The organism is Acidocella aluminiidurans, assembly GCF_055383125.1.
In genome coordinates this window covers 2124859-2143188 of record NZ_AP031589.1, presented here as the reverse complement: position 1 = coordinate 2143188, position 18330 = coordinate 2124859, and the positions used below count along the sequence as shown (strand labels likewise).

Sequence of the window (18330 nt, the reverse complement as noted above, 5' to 3'; positions counted from 1 at the left end):
TGTTGGTTGGGCTCTACTGCCCGCTTACGCTTTCCTTCGCAACACCTCGCAGGCGCTGCGCCTCGATTTCGATCATCTTCGCCAGGCGCCCCGGCGCGACGACGACGTGCACCGTGTGCTCCCGGCCAAAGATCCGGCCCAGCGCGGCGGCGGAAAGAACCGCCAGCTGGGGAATGGGGCGCCCGCCCGCGAAACGGGCGCGCTCCTCGGCGCTGCCATCGGCGGCCTGGACGATGATCCCGGCCCGGCCTGTCTGTAGCCACTCGCGGGCCTTCTCAAAGCCGGAGATCGCGGCACCGCTGCGCCGGGCCAGGCCCAGCAGATCGGTGAGGCGCCGTGTCAGCGCGGCTTCCACCTGGGCGCGCAAATCCGGCGGGGCTTTCACCGCGCAGCGTGCGGCGCGGGAGAATACACCACGCCGGACCGCCAGATCTAGCACATCCGCGTCCGCGCTCAACCAGAGTCCGCGTCCGGGCAGGGTTGCGCCGGGGTCGAACACCAGGGTTGCGTCAGGTGCTGCCACGAAACGCAGCAGCGCCTCGCGCGGCCCCTGGATGCGGGTGACCAGACAACGCCGGAGCGGCCCGCGCTCCGGCTCGTCGGCCAAGATCTCTTCCGGCGCGGTTTGGGGGTCAGGCTGCGTCGCCATCCTCCCCTTCGAACCAATGGGCGCGGGCGGCCATGATGATCTCGTTGGCCTGCTCCTCGCTCATGACATCCTCGCCGAGGATCTCCACCAGCTCGTCGCCGGCCAGATCGGCCAGATCATCCAGCGTCTTCACGCCTTTCTCGCCCAGCGCGATCAGATCCTTGGCGGAGAAAATCTCGATGGCGGCGATGTCGTCGGTGACACCGAGCTCAACGCGCTTCTCTTCCAGCTCGGCGGCCTGGCGCTCCAGATGGGTGGTGGCGCGGCGCACCAGCTCGCTGGCGACGCTCTCGTCAAAGCCCTCGATGGTGGCGACCTCCTCCAGCGGGGTGGTGACCAGATCCTCGATCGTCTCGAAACCTTCCTGCACCAGCAGGCCGGCGATCATGTCATCCACATCCAGCCCGGCCACGAACAGGCCGGTCTTGCGGCGGAACTCTTCCTGGCGGCGCTCGGATTCCTCGGCTTCCGTCAGGATGTCGATATCCCAGCGGGTGAGCTGCGAGGCCAGGCGCACATTCTGGCCGCGGCGGCCGATGGCCAGCGAGAGCTGGCTGTCCGGCACCACCACTTCCACGCGGCCGGCTTCCTCATCCATCACCACCTTGGAGACCTCGGCCGGGGCCAGCGCGTTCACCACGAAGGTGGCGACGTTGGGGGACCAGGGGATGATGTCGATCTTCTCGCCCTGCAGTTCGGCCACCACCGCCTGCACGCGCGAGCCGCGCATACCCACGCAGGCGCCGACCGGGTCGATCGAGGCGTCGCGGGAGATCACCGCCATTTTCGCGCGCGAACCGGGGTCGCGGGAGACCGCCTTGATCTCGATGATGCCGTCGTAGATTTCCGGCACTTCCTGCGCGAACAGCTTCGCCAGGAAGCCGGGATGGGTGCGCGAGAGGAAGATCTGCGGGCCGCGCGGCTCCTCGCGCACGTCATAGATATAAGCGCGCACACGGTCGCCATTCTTCAGGTTCTCGCGCGGGATGCACTCGTCGCGGCGCAGCAGCGCCTCGGCGCGGCCGAGATCGACCATCAGATTGCCGTACTCGGTGCGCTTGACCACGCCGTTGATGATCTCGCCGACACGGTCCTTGAACTCGTTGAACTGCTTGGAGCGCTCATATTCGCGCACACGCTGCACGATCACCTGCTTGGCGGTCTGGGCGGCGATGCGGCCGAAATCGATCGGCGGCAGCGGATCGATCAGAAAGTCGCCGATTTCCTTCTCGGGCGCGAATTTCTTGGCGATGGCGACGGGGATCTGGGTTTCCTCATTCTCCACCGTCTCGACGATCTCGGTCCAGCGGGAGAGGCGGACATCGCCGGTCTTGCGGTCGATGACGGCGCGGATGTCCTTCTCATGCCCGTATTTGGCGCGGCCGGCCTTCTGGATGGCCTGCTCCATCGCTTCCAGAACGTCCTCGCGTTCGATCTGCTTTTCCCGTGCCACGGCGTCCGCGACGAGCAGCAATTCCGGGCGGTTGACGGAGGTGTCCATGCGATCCTCTAGTTTGTCACTTTGGGGTGGGTGGTGAAGGCGATCAGCGCGTCGGTGAGGACGAGCTTGGCCTTGCGGATATTATCACGGGCGATCTCGACGGTCTCGCCATTTTCCAGGGTGAGTTTCGCGGTGGCGGCATCCGCGCCGGCCAGCTTGCCGGTATAGCGCTTGCGGTTCGCCGCGTCCGGGAAATTCAGCTCGATGCGCGCATCGAACCCGGCATAGGCGTTGAAATCCTTGGTGCGGGTCAGCGGCCGGTCGATGCCGGCGGAGGAGACCTCCAGCGTCCAGGCGCTGTCGATCGGGTCTTCCACGTCCAGCACGGCGGAGAGCAGGCGGGAGATTTTCTCGCAATCCTCGACCGTGAAGCCGGTGCCGTCGGCGCGGTCGGCCATGATCTGCACGGTGGGGGTCTCGGTGCCCATCACCTGCACACGCACCAGCTCATAGCCCTGGGCTTCCAGCGGCTCGACGATCATGTCGGCAATGCGGCCTTCCAGGCCGGTATGGGTCGGGCGGTTATCTGACACGTAAAATCCAATAAAAAAGGCGGCCGGTTAGGGCCACCCTGTGAAACAGCGGGTTTTGTTGGCGCTTATGTACGCCCGGGGGGAGAAAGGGCAAGAGGAGATTCGCGGGGGGTGGCCGGGTGTGGGTTCGTTTTGCAGGCGGCTATTCGCCTGGCGGCAACCCGGGTAGGCTGGAGCGGGCCGCAGGAGCCGAGGGAAGGGACGCAATGGGAGCCGGGCAACGCGAGACAGGACGGGTGAGTACTTGGTTGCCCTTCAGCGGTGAAGGGCCGGCGCTGTTGGCTTTGGCAGCGTATGCGCAGCATATCGACCAGCCCCATGCAGCGATCATCTGGGTTTCTCTTGGGGGAGCCAAAATATTACGCCCGGGTGTGGCGGATAGAGATGGGGATGTGCCGGTTCTGATCGCGCATGCCCACGGCCCCGCAAAGCCCCGAGCCACCAGACCTGCCTCGAAGGGCGGATTGCTGCGTTTTGAAGATGCGGCTGCGTCGCTCCTCTCGGAGGCCTGGGGTAAGACAAAAGAAGAGGTGAAGGCAGCGGATGAGTGGATAGAGCGACATCCTTTGAAGACGGATGGCGTTGTCGTTGGGTTCGATGCTGTGGCTGCAATCGGTGGTGTGATTGCCATTGGCTTTTTAGGTGTAGCGGCAGTTGGAACCTTGGGTATGATCGCGACAGGAGCAGCTATTGTCCTGCTAGCTGCCGATAGCGCACATTTTGCCTTTGAGATGATGGCGGCAGAAGACCATTCCGAATTTGGCGCAAGAATGGCAAAAGGCATGGAAAAATCGAATATTTATCAAGGTATTGAGTGGATCGCGCCGTTGCTATGCCTACCGGATTTGGCCTTTAACCTGCCAAAAGCAATAAGAGAAGTTGGGGTGGGTATACGTGAAGGAAAAGAAGCGGTTGAGAACCTAGAGAAAGGAGCGCAGCTTGTGGATAAGGCGGAGCAGCGGCTTTCGAACTATATCTAAAAGCGCGGCGCTGACGGTGCCAAACCCGCATTGCAGGCTACTGAACAGCGTTATCAGCGGGCGATCAACGCCGCGAAGCGCGCCGAAACGGAGTTGAAGTCGAAACTTGATGATACCCTGGCAAAGCTCCGTAAATCAAAAATCGACGAGGCGATTGGGATCATCAATGCGCCAGGCACGGTCATTGGCGCGGGCCTTGATGTAGTCACCCATGCCCGTCAGGCGGTGCATGGGATGCGCTGGGCTTGGGGGGAGATTGAGGCGGGTTGGCATGATCTTGGGGCCAGATTCACTCCGCAGCCGCCGGCCTATCCGGTGATGCCGGATGCGAATGAGATAGTGGCACAGCATGTCGGTCAGCGCACGATCTTCAGACCGCGGGGCGCCGATCCCTGGACAGATATGCAATCTTATTTGTCCATTCACTTGGCCATCACCCGTATCCGGCCGCGTTAGGAGGCAAACATGCAGGACGCTCCCATAAAACGTTCGGCTGGAGCACCGCCTTCGGCGTTGCCTGGCTTAGTCGGGTTTGGCTTTTTGGCGATTTTCGCGCCTGCCATGTACATGATGATGATCCCAGCGATCATATTCTCATCTCATTTCATTGTGGCATGGCTAAATGGCCTACTTGGGGCTGCTGTCGTCTGGATTCTGCTTGCTGTCGGCGCGGTGCTTGGCCCGGCCAGATACGGCAAAGTCTGGGCGATACGGGTTATGCGCGTAATGTCTTATGGGGCCATGGCGGCTTATATCTGCACGCTGGTCTGGGACTTTGTGCTTTATTTCCAGGTGAAAGCGCCGGACAACCGGATGTGCCTGTGGGCGCTTCTGGGGTTTTTCTTCCCGCTCGGTATTTGCTTCTGGCTGCTGGCGCGGGCGTTGCGGCGCGAGCCCTGGTTTGATCCCGCGGCGACCCCGGAGCAGATCGGCCCCTCGCTGGGCGCGCCGCAGGAGGCGTTGCGCGCCGCCGGGCTGGATATGTCCGGCCGTCTGCCCGCCGAACAGCGGGCCAGAACCTTGGCGATAGGCGAGCCGCCGCGCCGCTGGCTATGTTACGTGGTTCCGCCTTATGTCGCGGCCCGGCTGCATCGCTGGGGCTGGTTTGCGTTGATGCTGCCGCTCTGCCTGGTGGCGCTGGTATTTTCCATCATCGTCCCGGTGCGGGCTTTGGTTGTTTACGGCTTCATGGGGGCGCTGGCGGACCGGTTTCGGGCGCTGCAGTTGCTGCGGCTGGATGCGGCGCGGGCGCTGCCGGATGAGCCGCCGGCGCACAAGCCACGCCGCACCCGCCCGGCGAAGGACTGAGCGGAGTCTTAGAGCAATATGTGTTTAGGTTGACGCGCCAGCGTCAAAATAAACACATGAAATTGCTCGTCAAAATGAAAGCTAGAGCATTCAGCTAAAAGCTGAAGGCTCTAGACCGCCTCGGCCCAGAATTTTTCCCAGCCCTGGGCGCGCAGGTCGCAGGCCGGGCATTTGCCGCAGCCATAGCCCCAGCGATGCAGAGTCGAGCGGTCGCCATTATAGCAGCTATGCGAGCCGGTGCGGATGGTCTCCACCAGCCCGTCCCCGCCCAGCTCCTGGGTGAGCTGCCAGGTCCGCGCCTTATCCAGCCACATCAGCGGGGTGTGCAGCACGAAGCGGCTTTCCATGCCGAGATTGATGGCGGCCTGCAGCGCCTTCACCGTATCGTCCCGGCAATCCGGGTAGCCGGAATAATCCGTCTCGCAGACGCCGGTGACGATATGCTTGATCCCGCGCCGATAAGCGATGGCGGCGGCGAAGGTGAGGAACATCAGGTTGCGGCCCGGCACGAAGGTGCTGGGCAGGCCGTTTTCCTGCATGGTGATCGCCGAGTCCTGGGTCAGCGCGGTGTCGCTGATCTGGCCGAGCACGGAGAAATCTACCAGATGATCCTCGCCCAGCCGCGCCGCCCAGCCAGGGACGAGCCTGGCCATCGCCTCGCGCAGCGGCAGACGGACATCCAGCTCCACCCGGTGGCGCTGGCCGTAATCGAAGCCCAGCGTCTCAACCCGGCCATAGCGGGCCAGCGCCCAGGCCAGGCAGGTGGCGGAATCCTGCCCGCCGGAGAACAGCACCAGGGCGGCGTTCTGGTCCATCATGCCGCCTCCGGGCCGTAATAGGCGCAGCGATCCTGGTTGGAGGCGCGCGAGATGGTCACACGGTACAAGGCCGGGCAGGGGGCGGCGAGGTGCCGCCAGATCCAGGCGCAGAGATTTTCCATGGTGGCGGGGCCGAGATCGGGCACCTCGTCGAGGAAACGATGGTCCAGCCCGTCGCGCACCTCTTCCAGCAGCCGGGCCAGCAGGCCGACATCCATCACCATGCCGCTCGCCGGGTCCGCCTTGCCGCGCAAAGTGACCTCGGCGAGATAGGTATGGCCGTGGATGCGCCGGCTCGGGTCGGTCTCGATCTTGCGCTCCAGCGTGTGCGCGGCATCGAAGATGAATTGCTTGCTGAGCTCGTACATCAGCGGATTCCCAAAAATTTATGCGTCTGCAGGGACAGGCGCCAGCGCGGATGCGCCATGCAATACGCCACGGCGGCGGCGGTATTGGCGGCCTGGTCGGGGCCGTCCATCGGTTGCAGCAGGAAATGCTGGAAGGCCAGCCCCTCGAAGCGCGCCGGGAGGGCGTCCGGCTGCGGGAAAACCAGCTTCAGCTCGTCTCCGCCCGTAACCGCCAGCGCGGCGCCGGCTTTGGGGCTGACGCAGAGCCAGTCCACCCCGGCCGGCGGGGCGATGGTGCCGTTGGTTTCCACCGCGATCTCGAACCCCGCCGCATGCAGGGCATCGACCAGAGATTTATCGAGCTGCAGCAGCGGCTCGCCGCCGGTGAGCACGACCAGCCTGTCCTCCGGCTGGCCCTGCGGCCAGGCGGCGGCGATGGCGGCGCTGAGACCGGCGGCATCGGCGAAGCGGCCCCCGCCGGTGCCGTCCGTGCCGATGAAGTCGGTGTCGCAGAAGCGGCAGATCGCCGTGGCGCGGTCTTCCTCGCGGCCCGACCAGAGATTGCAGCCGGCGAAACGGCAGAACACCGCCGCGCGGCCGGCATTCCGGCCCTCGCCCTGCAAGGTGTAGAAGATCTCTTTAACGCTGTAGGCCATGGCTGCGGCGTGGGGATTATAGCCGGGCGGCGCGCATGGCAATGCCGCTTATGCGAAACCCTGCCCCGCTGCGGCAAAGCCCCAGCGCAATAGGTGTTTAGATTGACGCGGCAGCGTCAGGTGTGGGGCATCGAGGCTCTCGCCCGCGGCGCGCTCGGCCACCCGGCCCCGTGGTTGCGGGCTCTGCTGTCGATCCGCGACCAGATAGTCCGCCTGTTTGGCATCAAATCCTCGCGTCAACTGCGGGAGCAGGCCGTGGGGGGCGAGGCACATCGATGTGTTCAGGGTCAGGTCAAGATCGCGCGACGAGTCCAGCTACGTCGTCGGCGCGGAGCTGGTCGTGGATGGCGGTGTCTCGCAGATTTAAGGCTGAGCCGTGGTAGCAGGCGAAATGCTCGTAAGCGTCTGCTCGATCATTCAGCACGCCTCACATCGTCCAAATGGCGCGGCAACCGGCGTGCGGCGAGGAAAACCGCGACCTGAAATATGCAAAGAAGCAGAAAGGCCCAGGCGTAAGCGGTCGCCACCGCCGGGCCGGAACCATGCGCCCCCAGCCGCCAGGCGAGGAAAGTCGCGCAAAGCGTTGTCATGATCGGCCCGCCGAGACGCTGAGCGATGTTTAGCGAGGTGGTTGCCATGGGCAGATCTTGCTTGGGGATAGCGGCATATGCAGCGGTCATGGATGGCAAGCCGACGGCGCTCATGCCCAAGCCCCGCAGGAACAGGGCGGGGATGAGGAAGAACAGGTTGAGCCCATGGAGCGCCAGATAAAGAAACGCCAGCGTGGCCATGCAACCCAGCAGCGCACCGCCCGCCGATAGGGCACGGATGCCAAACCTGTCGGTCAGCGCACCCATCTGCGGATAGGTCACCATCATGCCCAGCCCGAGTGGCGCCAGCATCCAGCCCATCTCGGCGGGCGCGCGGCCGCATGCCTGAATCAGAAAGGCGGGGATGAGCATCTGCCCCGCGAACTGCACGCCGTTCGAGAGGGACTGCGTCACAACGGCAGCCGAAAACACCCGGATCTTGAACAACCGCAGATCAACCAACGCCGCATCGCCTTTGCGCCGTGCCGTCCAAAGAAAACCGGCAATCATGATGATCCCGGCAGCGAGGGCCGCACGACCGGTCATCCGCCCGATCTTGTCCGCGCCGTAGAGGCACAACGCCAATCCGGGCGACAGCAATGCAAGGCCAAGCCAGTCCAGCTTCTTGCGGGTGAGCTCTTCCCGGTCTCGCGGCAGGAACCGAATGGCCAACAGGAAGGCGAGCGCGCCGACTGGCAAATTGACCAGGAAAAGCCAGCGCCATGACGCATATTGCAGGATGGCGCCGGCAATGATCGGACCAAAGACCGGCGCCAGCAGAACCGGCAGCGCCATGTAACCAGCCACGCGCGCCATGTGCCTGCCGGCCGCCTTGGCGATCATCATCTGCGCCATGGGGGCGAGCAGCCCGCCGCTGATGCCCTGAAAAACGCGGAACGCGATCAAGCCATCCGCCGACCAGGCCAGCCCGCACAGCGCCGAGGACAAGGTGAAACCCGCGAAACACCAAAGATAAAGCGATTTTGCGCCGATGCGGCCGACCAGCCATCCGTTCAACGGCAGAGCCAGGGCCAACGCCAGAAGATAGCCGCTGGTGACCCACTGAATGATTGAGAAACTTACGTGCAGATCCGCAGCCAGGCTCGACAGGGAGACATTGACGATGGTGGCATCGAGTTGCGCCAGCAGACCGCCAAACAAGGCGACGGCGGCAATTCTCCATACCGCGGGATCGAGCTGCGTATCCTTCGCGACATCTTCCGGGGCCGGGCCTTGGGGCATGCGTTATGAATGCTTCGGCGAATGGCCACCGTGGAAACGCCCGAATGTGCGGGCGGAAAACAGGCCGATCAGCAGCACGCCCGCGCCAGCGGCGATGACCTGATCGGCGGCATGCAGATTGAAATTACCGACGCGAATAAGCAGCAGATAGGCCAAGACAAGGTTCGCAAATCCCCAAAGCACATTGACGGTGGAAGAGGAAAGCCCCTGCCCCGGCGGCTTGGCGAACGGGCTTTGAAAGGCCTGCCCCATCATGCCGCTGACGAAATGCGGAACGGCATTGGCGAGAAAAACCCCGCCGAACAGATAAGACACGTCATGAAGCCAATTCATGATTAAGGGCTCCTTGTCAGAAGATAAAGGCTGGGCGCCAACCTGCGGCTGGGCCCGTGCTGCGACCTATTCCGCTTCACCCAGACGTTTGATCAGCACGACCGCGGACATGAGCGTCTCTCGCTCTGAAGGGGTGAGTTTGGCCATGGCTTCGAGCAGCCATTTCTGTTTCGCGGCACTGCGCCGGTGCCGCGCCTGAATGCCAGCCTCCGTCAAAGCGAACAGAATCTGCCGGCCATCGGTTGGATGCGGTTGGCGCGAGACCAGCCCCTCACCTTCCAATTCCGCGAGAGTGGCACCCATGGATTGCGGCTTAACCCCCTCTGCCCGCGCGAGATCGGCTGTCGTCATCGGGCCGGCTTTATCGAGCCGTGCCAGCACCATGGTCTGGGACCATGTCAGCCCGTCCGGGTTGGTGTCGGCACGCAGGCGCCGCAAGAGTTGGCCGATCGCCAGCGAAAGCTCGGTAACGGCCATTTCGAGAGGCGCGGGCATGCCGGAAGATCGATCCATGCCCTCACTCTTACATAAAAACAGTTAAACTTGCAAGCTTTCCTGTTTATTGAGGCGTGCGGCGTAAGCGACGCTCTCTCAGGCCCGCCCGATACCAAGGCGGTTGGCGGCTTCACGCGCTTCCGCCTCGCGGCGCGGCAGACTATCCGCCATCTGTTCCCGATACGCCGCCAGGATCGCGGCCGGGGCGGCTTCCGGGCGCCCCGCGTCGAACGGCGGCGCGGGGGCATATTCAAGCCCGAGCTGAATGGTCTGCGCCTGCTCCACGCCCCCGATCTCGGCCAGCACCGCCAGAGCGAAATCAATGCCCGCCGTAACCCCGCCACCGGTTATGATGTTTCCATCGCGCACGACGCGTCCGTCATCGGCGATCGCGCCAAACAGCGGCAGAAGATGCCGCCAGGCCCAGTGACAGGCGGCCCGCCGGCCAACCAACAGACCGGCAGCGCCGAGGATCAGCGAGCCGGTACATACCGAGGTGACATAGCGCGCCGCCAATCCCAACCGCCGGATCTCGGCAATGAAGGCTATATCCAGTGCCGTGGCGGTCGTAGCGCGGCCGCCCGGCACACAAATCAGATCGCAGGCGTCAATCTCCGCCAGCCGCCTGGTTCCGGCAAAAACCAGCCCCTCGCTCGGCACGTCGCCCCCGGCGGGGCTGGCGATGATCACCTCGCTATCGGGCCAGCGCACGAAAAACTGATGCGGCCCAGTGAAATCGAGCTGGGTCATGCCGGGATAGATGGCGAAGACGATGCGGAATGGCGCGTTGTTCATGACAGGCTCCTGATGCTGACAAAACCATGCCCGAACCGGCCGGTTGACCAAATGACAATGATCCCTCATTTTCTGACGGCGATGAAGAATGTTGCGCTCTTCCTCTTCGAGGATTTCCAGATCCTCGACGCCGCCGGCCCAACCACCGTGTTCGAGATCGCCGAGCGGCTCGCGCCCGGCTCCTACCGTCTCCAGGTCCTTTCGATACAGGGCGGCACGATCCGCAGTTCGTCCGGCCTCGCCCTCGACAGCCTCCGGGCTGATGGCGTGCCGGCCATGGACACGCTGATCGTGGTCGGCGGCAATGGCAGCCGACGGGCGATGCACCATCATGAGAGCACCGCCTATCTTCGCAGCCGCGCCCGGGATACGCGGCGTCTCTGCAGCGTCTGTTCAGGTGCCTTTCTGCTGGCCGCGGCGGGGCTGCTTGACGGCAAGCGGGCAACGACCCACTGGCATCGGGCGGAAGAATTGCAGCGCTTGTTTCCTTCAATACGCGTCGAAGCCGATCGCATCCATGTCCGCGACGGCAGGATCTGGACGTCCGCCGGCATCAGCGCTGGAATCGATCTGGCCCTCGCGCTGGTCGCGGAGGATCTGGGGGAAGCGGTCGCAAAACGTGTAGCGCAACAGATGGTCGTCTATTACCGCAGGCCAGGCGGGCAATCACAATTTTCCGCGCTGGCCGAACTGGGCAGCGATGCCACGCCCTTCGCGCCATTGTTGGATTACATGCGCGCCCATCTCTCCGAGCGCCTGACCGTGGAGCGGCTCGCGGCATATATGGCGATGAGCCCGCGTAACTTTGCCCGCGCCTTCACGCGCGAGATGGGGATCAGCCCGGCCAGGGCCGTGGAACGGTTAAGGCTTGAAGTCGCCCGGGAGCGCGTCGAGTCCTCCCGCGAGCCGATCGAACAGATCGCGGTATCAACGGGATTTCACGACCCCGAGCGAATGCGCCGGGCATTCGTTCGAAATTTCGGCCAGCCGCCGCAGGCTATGCGCCGCGTTTGCAGATATGCCTGAGCAGGCCTTGGTTTTCTTAAAGGTAATTCCTGTATGATTCCGGAGATGGTTTGGGGGGTGCCTTTTGGACTCAAGAAGCCCGCTAGATCTTTAATTTAAAGAACGGGTTTCTGGTTTCGGGAGTACGAATTGAACATATGACCTTCAGGTTAGCGACCTCCTACACCACCAATGGAGGCACGCCCGACGGTTAAGGCAGGCTATTTTTGGCCGCTGCTGGCAGTGCCGTCGCCGCCATTATTTCCGGTCATGCCATTTGAAGAGCCGGAATCCACCCCGCCGGAGGGCGGTGCTGTATCCTGAGGCTTCCCAGCTTGCCGCATTTCATGCGGCTTTTTTGTCGTTCCAGGATGCGGCACCTTCGTTGTGGTGCTGGTGGCGTCCTGGTTGGGCGAGGTGAGGGGCTGCGCAATAGCCGGACCGCAGCTCGCCGCTAGCAGCGCCAGAGACGCAGCAAATATGGATTTTATCATGATCGAACCTCCTTCGCGATGCCGAAGCCGAGCATAGGAAAAAACTGCGCGCCTAACGAGTAAAAATGGAATGTCCAGAATCACATGAACATCACATCGTCCAGCACCGCCTTGAAAGCTGCCTCGGAATCATTGATTTCATGAGAGCTGGACTAACGTGACCGGACTTTTCATAGGCTTATAGAGGAGGTTTTTCTGGGAATGGTTAAAAGCCGTATGTTAATTCAAAACTCTGTTGCAATCACCTAGAAGACCTCCAACCTCCCGCTTGTCAGGCGGCATGCTGCCTCTGACGACAACAGCACGGAGAAACGCTATGGCTGAAAAACATAATTCAAATCCTGGAAATTTCGCGAATGACCGTGAAAAAGCCGCGCAGGCAGGCCATAAAGGCGGCCAGCACAGCAGCGGCAATTTCGCCAACGACCCTGAGCGCGCCGCGGAGGCCGGCCACAAGGGCGGCCAGCATAGTAGCGGCAATTTTGCCAATGACCGGGAACGTGCCGCGGAGGCGGGTCATAAAGGTGGTCAGCATAGCGGCGGCAACTTCGCCAATGACCGCGAGCGTGCGTCCGAAGCCGGCCGCAAGGGCGGCTCGCACTGACCCAGGACCGATCGGGAGCGTGTCGCGCGCTCCCGATCCCTAATCGCCACCAGGAGAACGACAATGGGCCTTTTCACCACCCCGATCAAAACGCTCGATGATCTGTATCTGCATACACTGCGCGATATCTATTATGCGGAGCTCCAAATCATCAAGGCATTGCCGAGGATGATCGAAAAATCCAGCAACGAGGCGTTGAAAACTGCGCTATCGACACATTTCACCGAAACGCAGGAACAGATCAAACGGCTTGAGGCAGTGTTCCAGCATCTCAATACCGAGGCGAAGGGTGTGACCTGCGAAGCCATCGAAGGCATTATCGCCGAAGCCAAGCAGGTTATGAGCGATGTTGGCGACCTCGACGTTCTCGACGCGGCGATCGCCTCGGCGGCGCAGGCCGTGGAGCATTACGAGATTAGCCGCTATGGCACATTGATCGCCATGGCGAAACGCCTGAACCGCGATGAATGTGTCGGCCTGCTGGAGGCCACGTTGCAGGAAGAAAAACATGCCGATCACAAGCTGACCGAAGTCGCCGAGCGCGAGGTCAACAAAAAGGCGGCGTGAGAACCGTGGATTCGGTCCGAGAGTCCCGTCCTGCAAGCGGGTAAACCTACATGGACTCTGAAAAGAGAAAGGAAGCGCCGTGAATCAGTACGACATGCAAGACCCGACCACCCAATATCCGAAGCCCGAGTTTGAGCGGCAGCCCCAATCTCCGCCTGGGCTCGCCGCCGATATGGTGCCAAAGCCGGATCATGGCGAGCGCAGCTATAAGGGGTTCGGGAGACTGAGAGGTCGAAGGGCGCTGATTACCGGCGGCGATAGCGGCATCGGGCGGGCAATCGCAATTGCCTTTGCACGCGAAGGCGCTGATATCGCGATCAACTACCTCTCTGCCGAGGATGAGGACGCAGCGGAAGTAAGCCGTATCCTCACCGAGGAGGGACGGAATGTCACGCTTTTACCAGGCGATTTATCGGAAGAGGCTTTTTGCGTAAACCTCGTGGCAGATGCCACCCACGCATTGGGCGGGCTGGATATTCTGGTCAATGTTGCCGGTAAGCAAGTCTATGTCGAGCAGATTTCGGATTTGACCACGGAGCAATTCGATAAGACCTTCAGGACCAATGTCTATGCAATGTTCTGGCTCTGCAAGGCCGCTCTTCCCGCCATGCCGCCTGGCAGCACAATCATTAATACAACCTCGATCCAAGCCTACAAGCCGTCGCCGGGGCTTTTGGACTATGCCTCGACAAAAGCGGCGATTGCAGCGTTTACCCACGGTCTGGCCAAACAGGTGGTGGAGAAAGGGATTCGGGTAAATGCCGTGGCGCCGGGCCCCATCTGGACACCGCTGCAGCCAAGCGGCGGCCAGCCACAGGAAAAAGTGGAGGCATTTGGCGCCGAAGTGCCCATGAAGCGGCCGGGTCAGCCGGCGGAACTTGCGCCGATTTACGTATTGCTGGCTTCACAGGAATCGAGCTTCGTCACGGGAGAAATTTATGGTGTCACCGGTGGCGGCCACTTACCGTAGTCGAAAGGAACTGCGTTATGGCCCAGAACCGGACGACGGCCAATGAGCCGGTAGGCGATATCGATCCTGGTGGCACGCACCCGACAAAACCTGTCAGATCGCCTGCCAGGGCCCCCGAAGAACAGCATACCGAGACGGGGGACCGCAATGCCATGAAAAACAAGCCGCCCCGCACGGATTATGAGCGCCAGGGTCAGACTAAAACATGATCAGATTGCCAATGCTGCTGTCGATGGCTTTGTTGGCGAAGTTCACATTGCCCGCCTGGGGGGAATCCGAAGATAATCCTCCCTTTTCTCAGGAGGATTTGGATTTCATCACGGCGGCTTACAATCTCAGCCTCGATCAAATTCATTTTGGCTGATAGGGCGGAAAAAGCGGGAGGTGAAAAATCCCGTTTCCTGGCGGACAAGATCGCACCCGAGCATAGAAAAATCGACACCACTTTAAGAGGCTTGGCGCGCAGGAAAGTGGGAAGCGCCATCGCGGTGCCGCTGAGTGGCCAGCATCCAGCAACGGACGCCTTGCGAGGCAAGAGCGGAGCGCTGTTTGACCGCGCCTACATCGCGGCAGCGCGGGAAGGAAAGCGGAAGGACATCACGCTTTTCTATAAAGAGGCTGCGGCAGGGCATAGCCATATGCTCAGGCGGTTCGCTGATTCAGAGCTCCCAGCGCTACGCTCAAATCTCGAACTTCTGCGGAAAAACCGAAACTGAGCAGACATCAAATGGAGGTTTTCCATGAGACGGCGCGCGCGTATCAAAGCCTATAAGAATGCGTCTGGTGGCTGGGGTTCGGTTCATTCTCTTGGCAATATTTTGCTACGCGAGCATGTTCCCCTAAAAGCACTGCCTGTTCTCAGCCGCCAGAATAAGCCAGATGGTTTTGCCTGCGTTAGCTGCGCCTGGGCGAAGCCGGCGAAGCCTCATCTGTTTGAGTTCTGCGAGAACGGAGCCAAGGCGACTTCATGGGAGATCACACGTAACCGTGTTGAGCCCGAATTTTTCCAGAAATATTCAGTAACAGAATTGATGGAGTGGAACGATTTCGAGTTGGAACAAGACGGCCGTCTCACCCATCCCATGCGTATCCGGGAAGGGCAGAATCATTATGAAGCGGTCTCCTGGGAGACGGCGTTCGCGGAAATCGGCCGTCTTTTGAAAGGCTATAATGCGGATTCCGTTGTATTTTACACATCGGGTCGCGCCTCACTCGAGACCTCATATCTATACAGCCTGTTTGCCCGTGCTTACGGCACAAATAATTTGCCTGACAGCTCGAACATGTGTCACGAAACGACATCTGTGGCTCTGCCCAAGTCTATTGGCGTACCCGTCGGTACTGTTACGCTTGAAGATTATGATCATACCGACTTGATTTTTTTCTTCGGGCAGAACACAGGCTCGAACAGCCCGCGTATGCTGCATCAGCTCCAGGATGCGCGCCGGCGCGGCGTACAGATCATAACCTTCAACCCGCTGCGCGAACGTGGGCTGGAGCGCTTCGTCAATCCACAATCTCCTGCGGAGATGCTGATAAAGCCCGCTACAGAAATCAGTACACAGTATCACCAGTTGATGGTCGGTGGAGATGCCGCCACACTTATGGGATTATGCAAGGCGGTCATTGAGATGGATGATAATGCGCAGGCTATGGGCCATGCTGGCGTGATCGATCGTGCGTTTGTTGAAGAGCATTGCGCAGGCTTTGAGGAGTTTGCCGCTGCGGCGCGTGGACATGATTGGTACGATATCGTCCGCCGATCCGGCTTGTCGCGCACCGCCATCGAGGCTGCCGCAGCAGTGTACACGCGCGCCCCGCGCGCCATGGCGTGCTATGGCACGGGCCTCACCCAACACAAAAACGGCGTGGAGACAATTCAGCTTCTTGTCAATCTGCTGCTTTTGCGTGGCAATATCGGCCGGCGGGGTACGGGAATCTGTCCGGTGCGGGGCCATTCCAATGTGCAAGGCCAACGCACTGTCGGCATTAGCGAGAAGCCGGAACTGGTCCCGCTAGACCGGCTCGAAGCTCAATATGGATTTGCGCCGCCACGAGGAAAAGGCTTGAATATTGTTGAGGCATGCGAGGCATTGGTGAACGGTAAGCTGCAGGCTGTATTTCAACTTGGCGGCAATCTTGTCCGCTCCGTACCAGACCGCATACGAATTGAAACCGCCTGGCGGGAATTGCCCCTCAGTGTCAGTATTGCCACCAAGCTCAACCGCAATCATCTCATTCATGGCAAGCTTGGATATATTCTGCCCTGCCTCGGTCGGAGCGAGGAGGATATCCAGCCTTCTGGCCCGCAGGCTGTATCTGTCGAGGACAGTACCGCCTGCATCCATGGCTCGCGCTGGCGCCAACTGCCGGCGAGCCCAACCTTGCTTTCCGAAACAAGGATTATTGCCGCTTTGGCGAAAGCCACCCTGGCGCCCAATCCACTTATGGACTGGGAGGGCTGGGCCGACGATTATTCCAGAATCCGCAGAGCACTTGGCGAAACCTACCCGGAGATTTTTCACGACATGGAGCGGCGTATGTGGCTGCCAGGTGGTTTTCCGAGGCCGATCAAGGCCCGCGAACGTATTTGGCAGACCGAGAGTCAACGGGCGAATTTCATCACGCCCGAGAGCCTTAAGGAAGATCCTCATCCGCAGGATGAACGCCGTGACGTATTTCGGATGATGACGTTACGCAGCAATGATCAATTCAATACGACCATATATGGCTATAATGACAGGCTTCGCGGCATCAAGGGTACCCGCATGGTGGTGCTATTGAACCGTGACGACATGATCCGGATTGGCATCGAAAAAGGCAACATATTGATGCTTGAGACGGTTTGGGATGACGGGCTTGAGCGTAAAAAGGGCGGATTTCGTGCCACCGGTTACGATATTCCGCCGGGCTGCTGCGCCACTTACTATCCAGAATCCAATGCGTTGTTACCCTTGTCACATTATGCCGTGGGAAGTTTCACGCCAGCGGCAAAATCAATTCCGATCAGGGTCATCAAGCCCTCCAACTGAACTCACACGAAAAGGAAGAACGAGCCGAAGGCGGAACACAGCTTTATTGCCATCACGGAGATTCGGCCAATCCGTTATCTTCGTTCATGGCTGGTCGTGCGGCGTTTAACATACCAATCCTAGTCATCAACGGCACCTGGAAGGGGAGGGTATCGCTTCAATCATTTACACTGAAGCCAGTGAACCGCCATGCATCAACGAAGCGGAAGATCACAGAAAGGGCCTATGCATTTCGGCTATTTTTCTTCCGGAAGATCTTCCATGGCGCGGTCCAAAGCAGCTCCAACCAATTCGCTTGCCCATTTATTGATAAGTGATTCCAGCGTTTCCTCTTGCATTCCCTGGCGCCATTTTGTTCCAAAATGGCCGTCCAGACGAAGGATCAATTCATCGGCATACATCTGTTACTCCTGTTAAAAGCATGATGGTTATTTTATTTAACGCGTGACCCGCTATTAACTTTTTTCTGTACGAATGTTTCGCTAAATCATATTTGGCGCATTATGTAGGGACCGGACCACGGCCTTTGTCTTTCGGTGGCACAAGCTACATAATTATACCATATCTCACTCTTGAAAGGAATATGTCTTGTCAAATGATCGAAATGACCGCGAGACGGACATCAAGCAAATCGCTTATCATTTTTGGAATGACGCGGGCCGCCCTGCGGGCAGGGACGTTGAGTTCTGGCAGCAGGCGGAAGCGGAATATAGCCGCCGCGTTTCGAAGCAAAATCAGGACCATATGGTTGAGAAAGCTGGTGAAGACAGTTTTCCAGCGAGTGATCCGCTCAATCACATGTAGCTGGAGCATGATGAAGAATTTTTTCCACCGCTCCTAACCCGGCAATTTCGGCTTGATGATCGTTTGCGGTCCTGCCTCTTTAAAAGCGAGTTGGATATCCGGCCCGTGGTGGCTGGCTTTAATTGGAACTGTCGATGCGTCCTTGGAATTTTCTGCTGCCTCCAAAGCTATGCGAGACGTAAAATATTAGCCTTTTGGCGGCGTCTCGTACCAAACCATCCGTAGCGGTATCGTCTCTGCTCCCGTGGCCTTGGCTTGCCGGAAGCGGCGATTGACGTGCTTAAGGTCGCAGATTTTGTCGAATTCTTCCCGGATGATTACGTTGCCGTGGACGTCTATCAGTTCATATACGATAGCCATATCCGCCTCCGAGCAAAGGTAACTCTTTGGGTATGATATTTTCCTTTGCTTTTGGTTTATTTGCAACCGAGAATTTTAAAGAAATTTCATGAATTCGAATATTCAGGGAACAAATTCTTGTTGATTCCGGTTACGGTCTTCACCCTGTCTTTTAGGTCCTCGGACGGTCATCGGGCTCTTCTCTGCTTATGGAGAGCACTGAATAGTCCCGCTTCTCACAGCTCTTGTCGACGATGCCTTCCAGTTC

At 60.1% G+C, this 18330-nt stretch carries 24 protein-coding genes; 11 read left to right on the top strand and 13 right to left on the bottom strand.

The annotated features are described in order from the left end of the window. Positions 1–13: 13 nt before the first annotated feature. From ACZ46S_RS10650 to rimP, 3 genes are read right to left on the bottom strand one after another with little or no spacing between them, the layout of a single operon-like run. Positions 14–649, bottom strand: a complete 636-nt coding sequence (locus ACZ46S_RS10650; RefSeq protein ID WP_295744680.1) for an RNA-binding protein — start codon at positions 647–649, stop codon at positions 14–16. Next, a complete protein-coding gene (gene nusA, locus ACZ46S_RS10645) occupies positions 633–2150 on the bottom strand; it encodes a transcription termination factor NusA (protein ID WP_295744677.1) in 1518 nt (505 codons plus the stop codon). Before nusA ends, ACZ46S_RS10650 begins: the two co-directional genes overlap by 17 nt. Positions 2151–2158: 8 nt before the next feature. Beyond that, complete coding sequence (rimP, locus tag ACZ46S_RS10640; RefSeq protein WP_464061705.1) at positions 2159–2683, bottom strand: ribosome maturation factor RimP; 525 nt, start codon at positions 2681–2683, stop codon at positions 2159–2161. A 248-nt stretch (positions 2684–2931) separates the two neighbouring features. On the opposite strand from rimP, the gene ACZ46S_RS10635 reads away from it, so the two are divergent. Together ACZ46S_RS10635 and ACZ46S_RS10630 are read left to right on the top strand one after the other, a co-directional pair. After that, positions 2932–3663 (top strand): hypothetical protein, encoded by a 732-nt coding sequence (locus ACZ46S_RS10635; protein WP_464061704.1) that lies wholly within the window; start codon positions 2932–2934, stop codon positions 3661–3663. A 30-nt stretch (positions 3664–3693) separates the two neighbouring features. Next, the gene (locus ACZ46S_RS10630; protein WP_464061703.1) at positions 3694–4119 is read left to right on the top strand and encodes a hypothetical protein; all 426 of its coding nucleotides are present in this window, start codon (positions 3694–3696) and stop codon (positions 4117–4119) included. Here ACZ46S_RS10630 and ACZ46S_RS10625 read toward each other — a convergent pair. Next, complete coding sequence (locus ACZ46S_RS10625) at positions 4116–4253, bottom strand: hypothetical protein (protein ID WP_464061702.1); 138 nt, start codon at positions 4251–4253, stop codon at positions 4116–4118. The genes ACZ46S_RS10630 and ACZ46S_RS10625 overlap by 4 nt on opposite strands. Positions 4254–4389: 136 nt before the next feature. Between ACZ46S_RS10625 and ACZ46S_RS10620 the strand changes: the two genes are divergently transcribed. Further along, positions 4390–4971 carry a hypothetical protein gene (locus ACZ46S_RS10620; protein WP_464061701.1) on the top strand — a complete coding sequence of 194 codons (582 nt, stop codon included), beginning with the start codon at positions 4390–4392 and terminating at the stop codon, positions 4969–4971. A 110-nt stretch (positions 4972–5081) separates the two neighbouring features. Here ACZ46S_RS10620 and queC read toward each other — a convergent pair whose 3' ends face one another. The 7 genes from queC to ACZ46S_RS10585 form a co-directional block, all read right to left on the bottom strand. Next, positions 5082–5786: a 7-cyano-7-deazaguanine synthase QueC gene (gene queC / locus ACZ46S_RS10615; RefSeq protein ID WP_464064282.1), complete on the bottom strand. Its 705-nt coding sequence runs from the start codon at positions 5784–5786 to the stop codon at positions 5082–5084. Continuing rightward, positions 5786–6157: a 6-pyruvoyl trahydropterin synthase family protein gene (locus ACZ46S_RS10610; RefSeq protein WP_295744670.1), complete on the bottom strand. Its 372-nt coding sequence runs from the start codon at positions 6155–6157 to the stop codon at positions 5786–5788. Before ACZ46S_RS10610 ends, queC begins: the two co-directional genes overlap by 1 nt. Further along, positions 6157–6792 carry a 7-carboxy-7-deazaguanine synthase gene (queE, locus tag ACZ46S_RS10605; protein WP_464061700.1) on the bottom strand — a complete coding sequence of 212 codons (636 nt, stop codon included), beginning with the start codon at positions 6790–6792 and terminating at the stop codon, positions 6157–6159. Before queE ends, ACZ46S_RS10610 begins: the two co-directional genes overlap by 1 nt. A gap of 413 nt (positions 6793–7205) precedes the next feature. Then, entirely contained in the window at positions 7206–8624 is a 1419-nt protein-coding gene (locus tag ACZ46S_RS10600) for a DHA2 family efflux MFS transporter permease subunit (RefSeq protein ID WP_464061699.1), read from the bottom strand. A 3-nt stretch (positions 8625–8627) separates the two neighbouring features. Beyond that, on the bottom strand, positions 8628–8957 hold the full coding sequence (locus ACZ46S_RS10595) for a hypothetical protein (RefSeq protein WP_295744661.1): 330 nt from the start codon (positions 8955–8957) through the stop codon (positions 8628–8630). 66 nt (positions 8958–9023) lie between these two features. After that, positions 9024–9470 (bottom strand): MarR family winged helix-turn-helix transcriptional regulator, encoded by a 447-nt coding sequence (locus ACZ46S_RS10590; protein ID WP_464061698.1) that lies wholly within the window; start codon positions 9468–9470, stop codon positions 9024–9026. Between the two features lie 78 nt (positions 9471–9548). Beyond that, complete coding sequence (locus ACZ46S_RS10585) at positions 9549–10247, bottom strand: DJ-1/PfpI family protein (RefSeq protein WP_464061697.1); 699 nt, start codon at positions 10245–10247, stop codon at positions 9549–9551. An 81-nt stretch (positions 10248–10328) separates the two neighbouring features. Between ACZ46S_RS10585 and ACZ46S_RS10580 the strand changes: the two genes are divergently transcribed. From ACZ46S_RS10580 to ACZ46S_RS10550, 7 genes are all read left to right on the top strand, one after another. Continuing rightward, the gene (locus ACZ46S_RS10580; protein ID WP_464064281.1) at positions 10329–11273 is read left to right on the top strand and encodes a GlxA family transcriptional regulator; all 945 of its coding nucleotides are present in this window, start codon (positions 10329–10331) and stop codon (positions 11271–11273) included. A 753-nt stretch (positions 11274–12026) separates the two neighbouring features. Further along, positions 12027–12350, top strand: coding sequence for a con-10 family general stress protein (locus tag ACZ46S_RS10575; RefSeq protein WP_464061696.1), 324 nt, complete (start codon positions 12027–12029; stop codon positions 12348–12350). 63 nt (positions 12351–12413) lie between these two features. Further along, positions 12414–12917, top strand: a complete 504-nt coding sequence (locus ACZ46S_RS10570) for a YciE/YciF ferroxidase family protein (protein ID WP_464061695.1) — start codon at positions 12414–12416, stop codon at positions 12915–12917. A gap of 79 nt (positions 12918–12996) precedes the next feature. Further along, a complete protein-coding gene (locus tag ACZ46S_RS10565; RefSeq protein WP_464061694.1) occupies positions 12997–13887 on the top strand; it encodes an SDR family oxidoreductase in 891 nt (296 codons plus the stop codon). Positions 13888–14107: 220 nt separating this feature from the next. Then, positions 14108–14251, top strand: a complete 144-nt coding sequence (locus ACZ46S_RS10560; protein WP_464061693.1) for a hypothetical protein — start codon at positions 14108–14110, stop codon at positions 14249–14251. After that, the gene (locus tag ACZ46S_RS10555) at positions 14244–14603 is read left to right on the top strand and encodes a DUF4142 domain-containing protein (protein WP_464061692.1); all 360 of its coding nucleotides are present in this window, start codon (positions 14244–14246) and stop codon (positions 14601–14603) included. Before ACZ46S_RS10560 ends, ACZ46S_RS10555 begins: the two co-directional genes overlap by 8 nt. Before the next feature lie 24 nt (positions 14604–14627). Then, positions 14628–16919, top strand: a complete 2292-nt coding sequence (locus ACZ46S_RS10550) for an FdhF/YdeP family oxidoreductase (protein ID WP_464061691.1) — start codon at positions 14628–14630, stop codon at positions 16917–16919. A 236-nt stretch (positions 16920–17155) separates the two neighbouring features. Here ACZ46S_RS10550 and ACZ46S_RS10545 read toward each other — a convergent pair whose 3' ends face one another. After that, on the bottom strand, positions 17156–17320 hold the full coding sequence (locus ACZ46S_RS10545; protein ID WP_464061690.1) for a hypothetical protein: 165 nt from the start codon (positions 17318–17320) through the stop codon (positions 17156–17158). A 187-nt stretch (positions 17321–17507) separates the two neighbouring features. Between ACZ46S_RS10545 and ACZ46S_RS10540 the strand changes: the two genes are divergently transcribed. Then, positions 17508–17723 (top strand): DUF2934 domain-containing protein, encoded by a 216-nt coding sequence (locus ACZ46S_RS10540; protein WP_464061689.1) that lies wholly within the window; start codon positions 17508–17510, stop codon positions 17721–17723. Positions 17724–17909: 186 nt separating this feature from the next. Here ACZ46S_RS10540 and ACZ46S_RS10535 read toward each other — a convergent pair whose 3' ends face one another. Beyond that, a complete protein-coding gene (locus ACZ46S_RS10535) occupies positions 17910–18083 on the bottom strand; it encodes a hypothetical protein (RefSeq protein ID WP_464061688.1) in 174 nt (57 codons plus the stop codon). Positions 18084–18330: the final 247 nt, after the last annotated feature.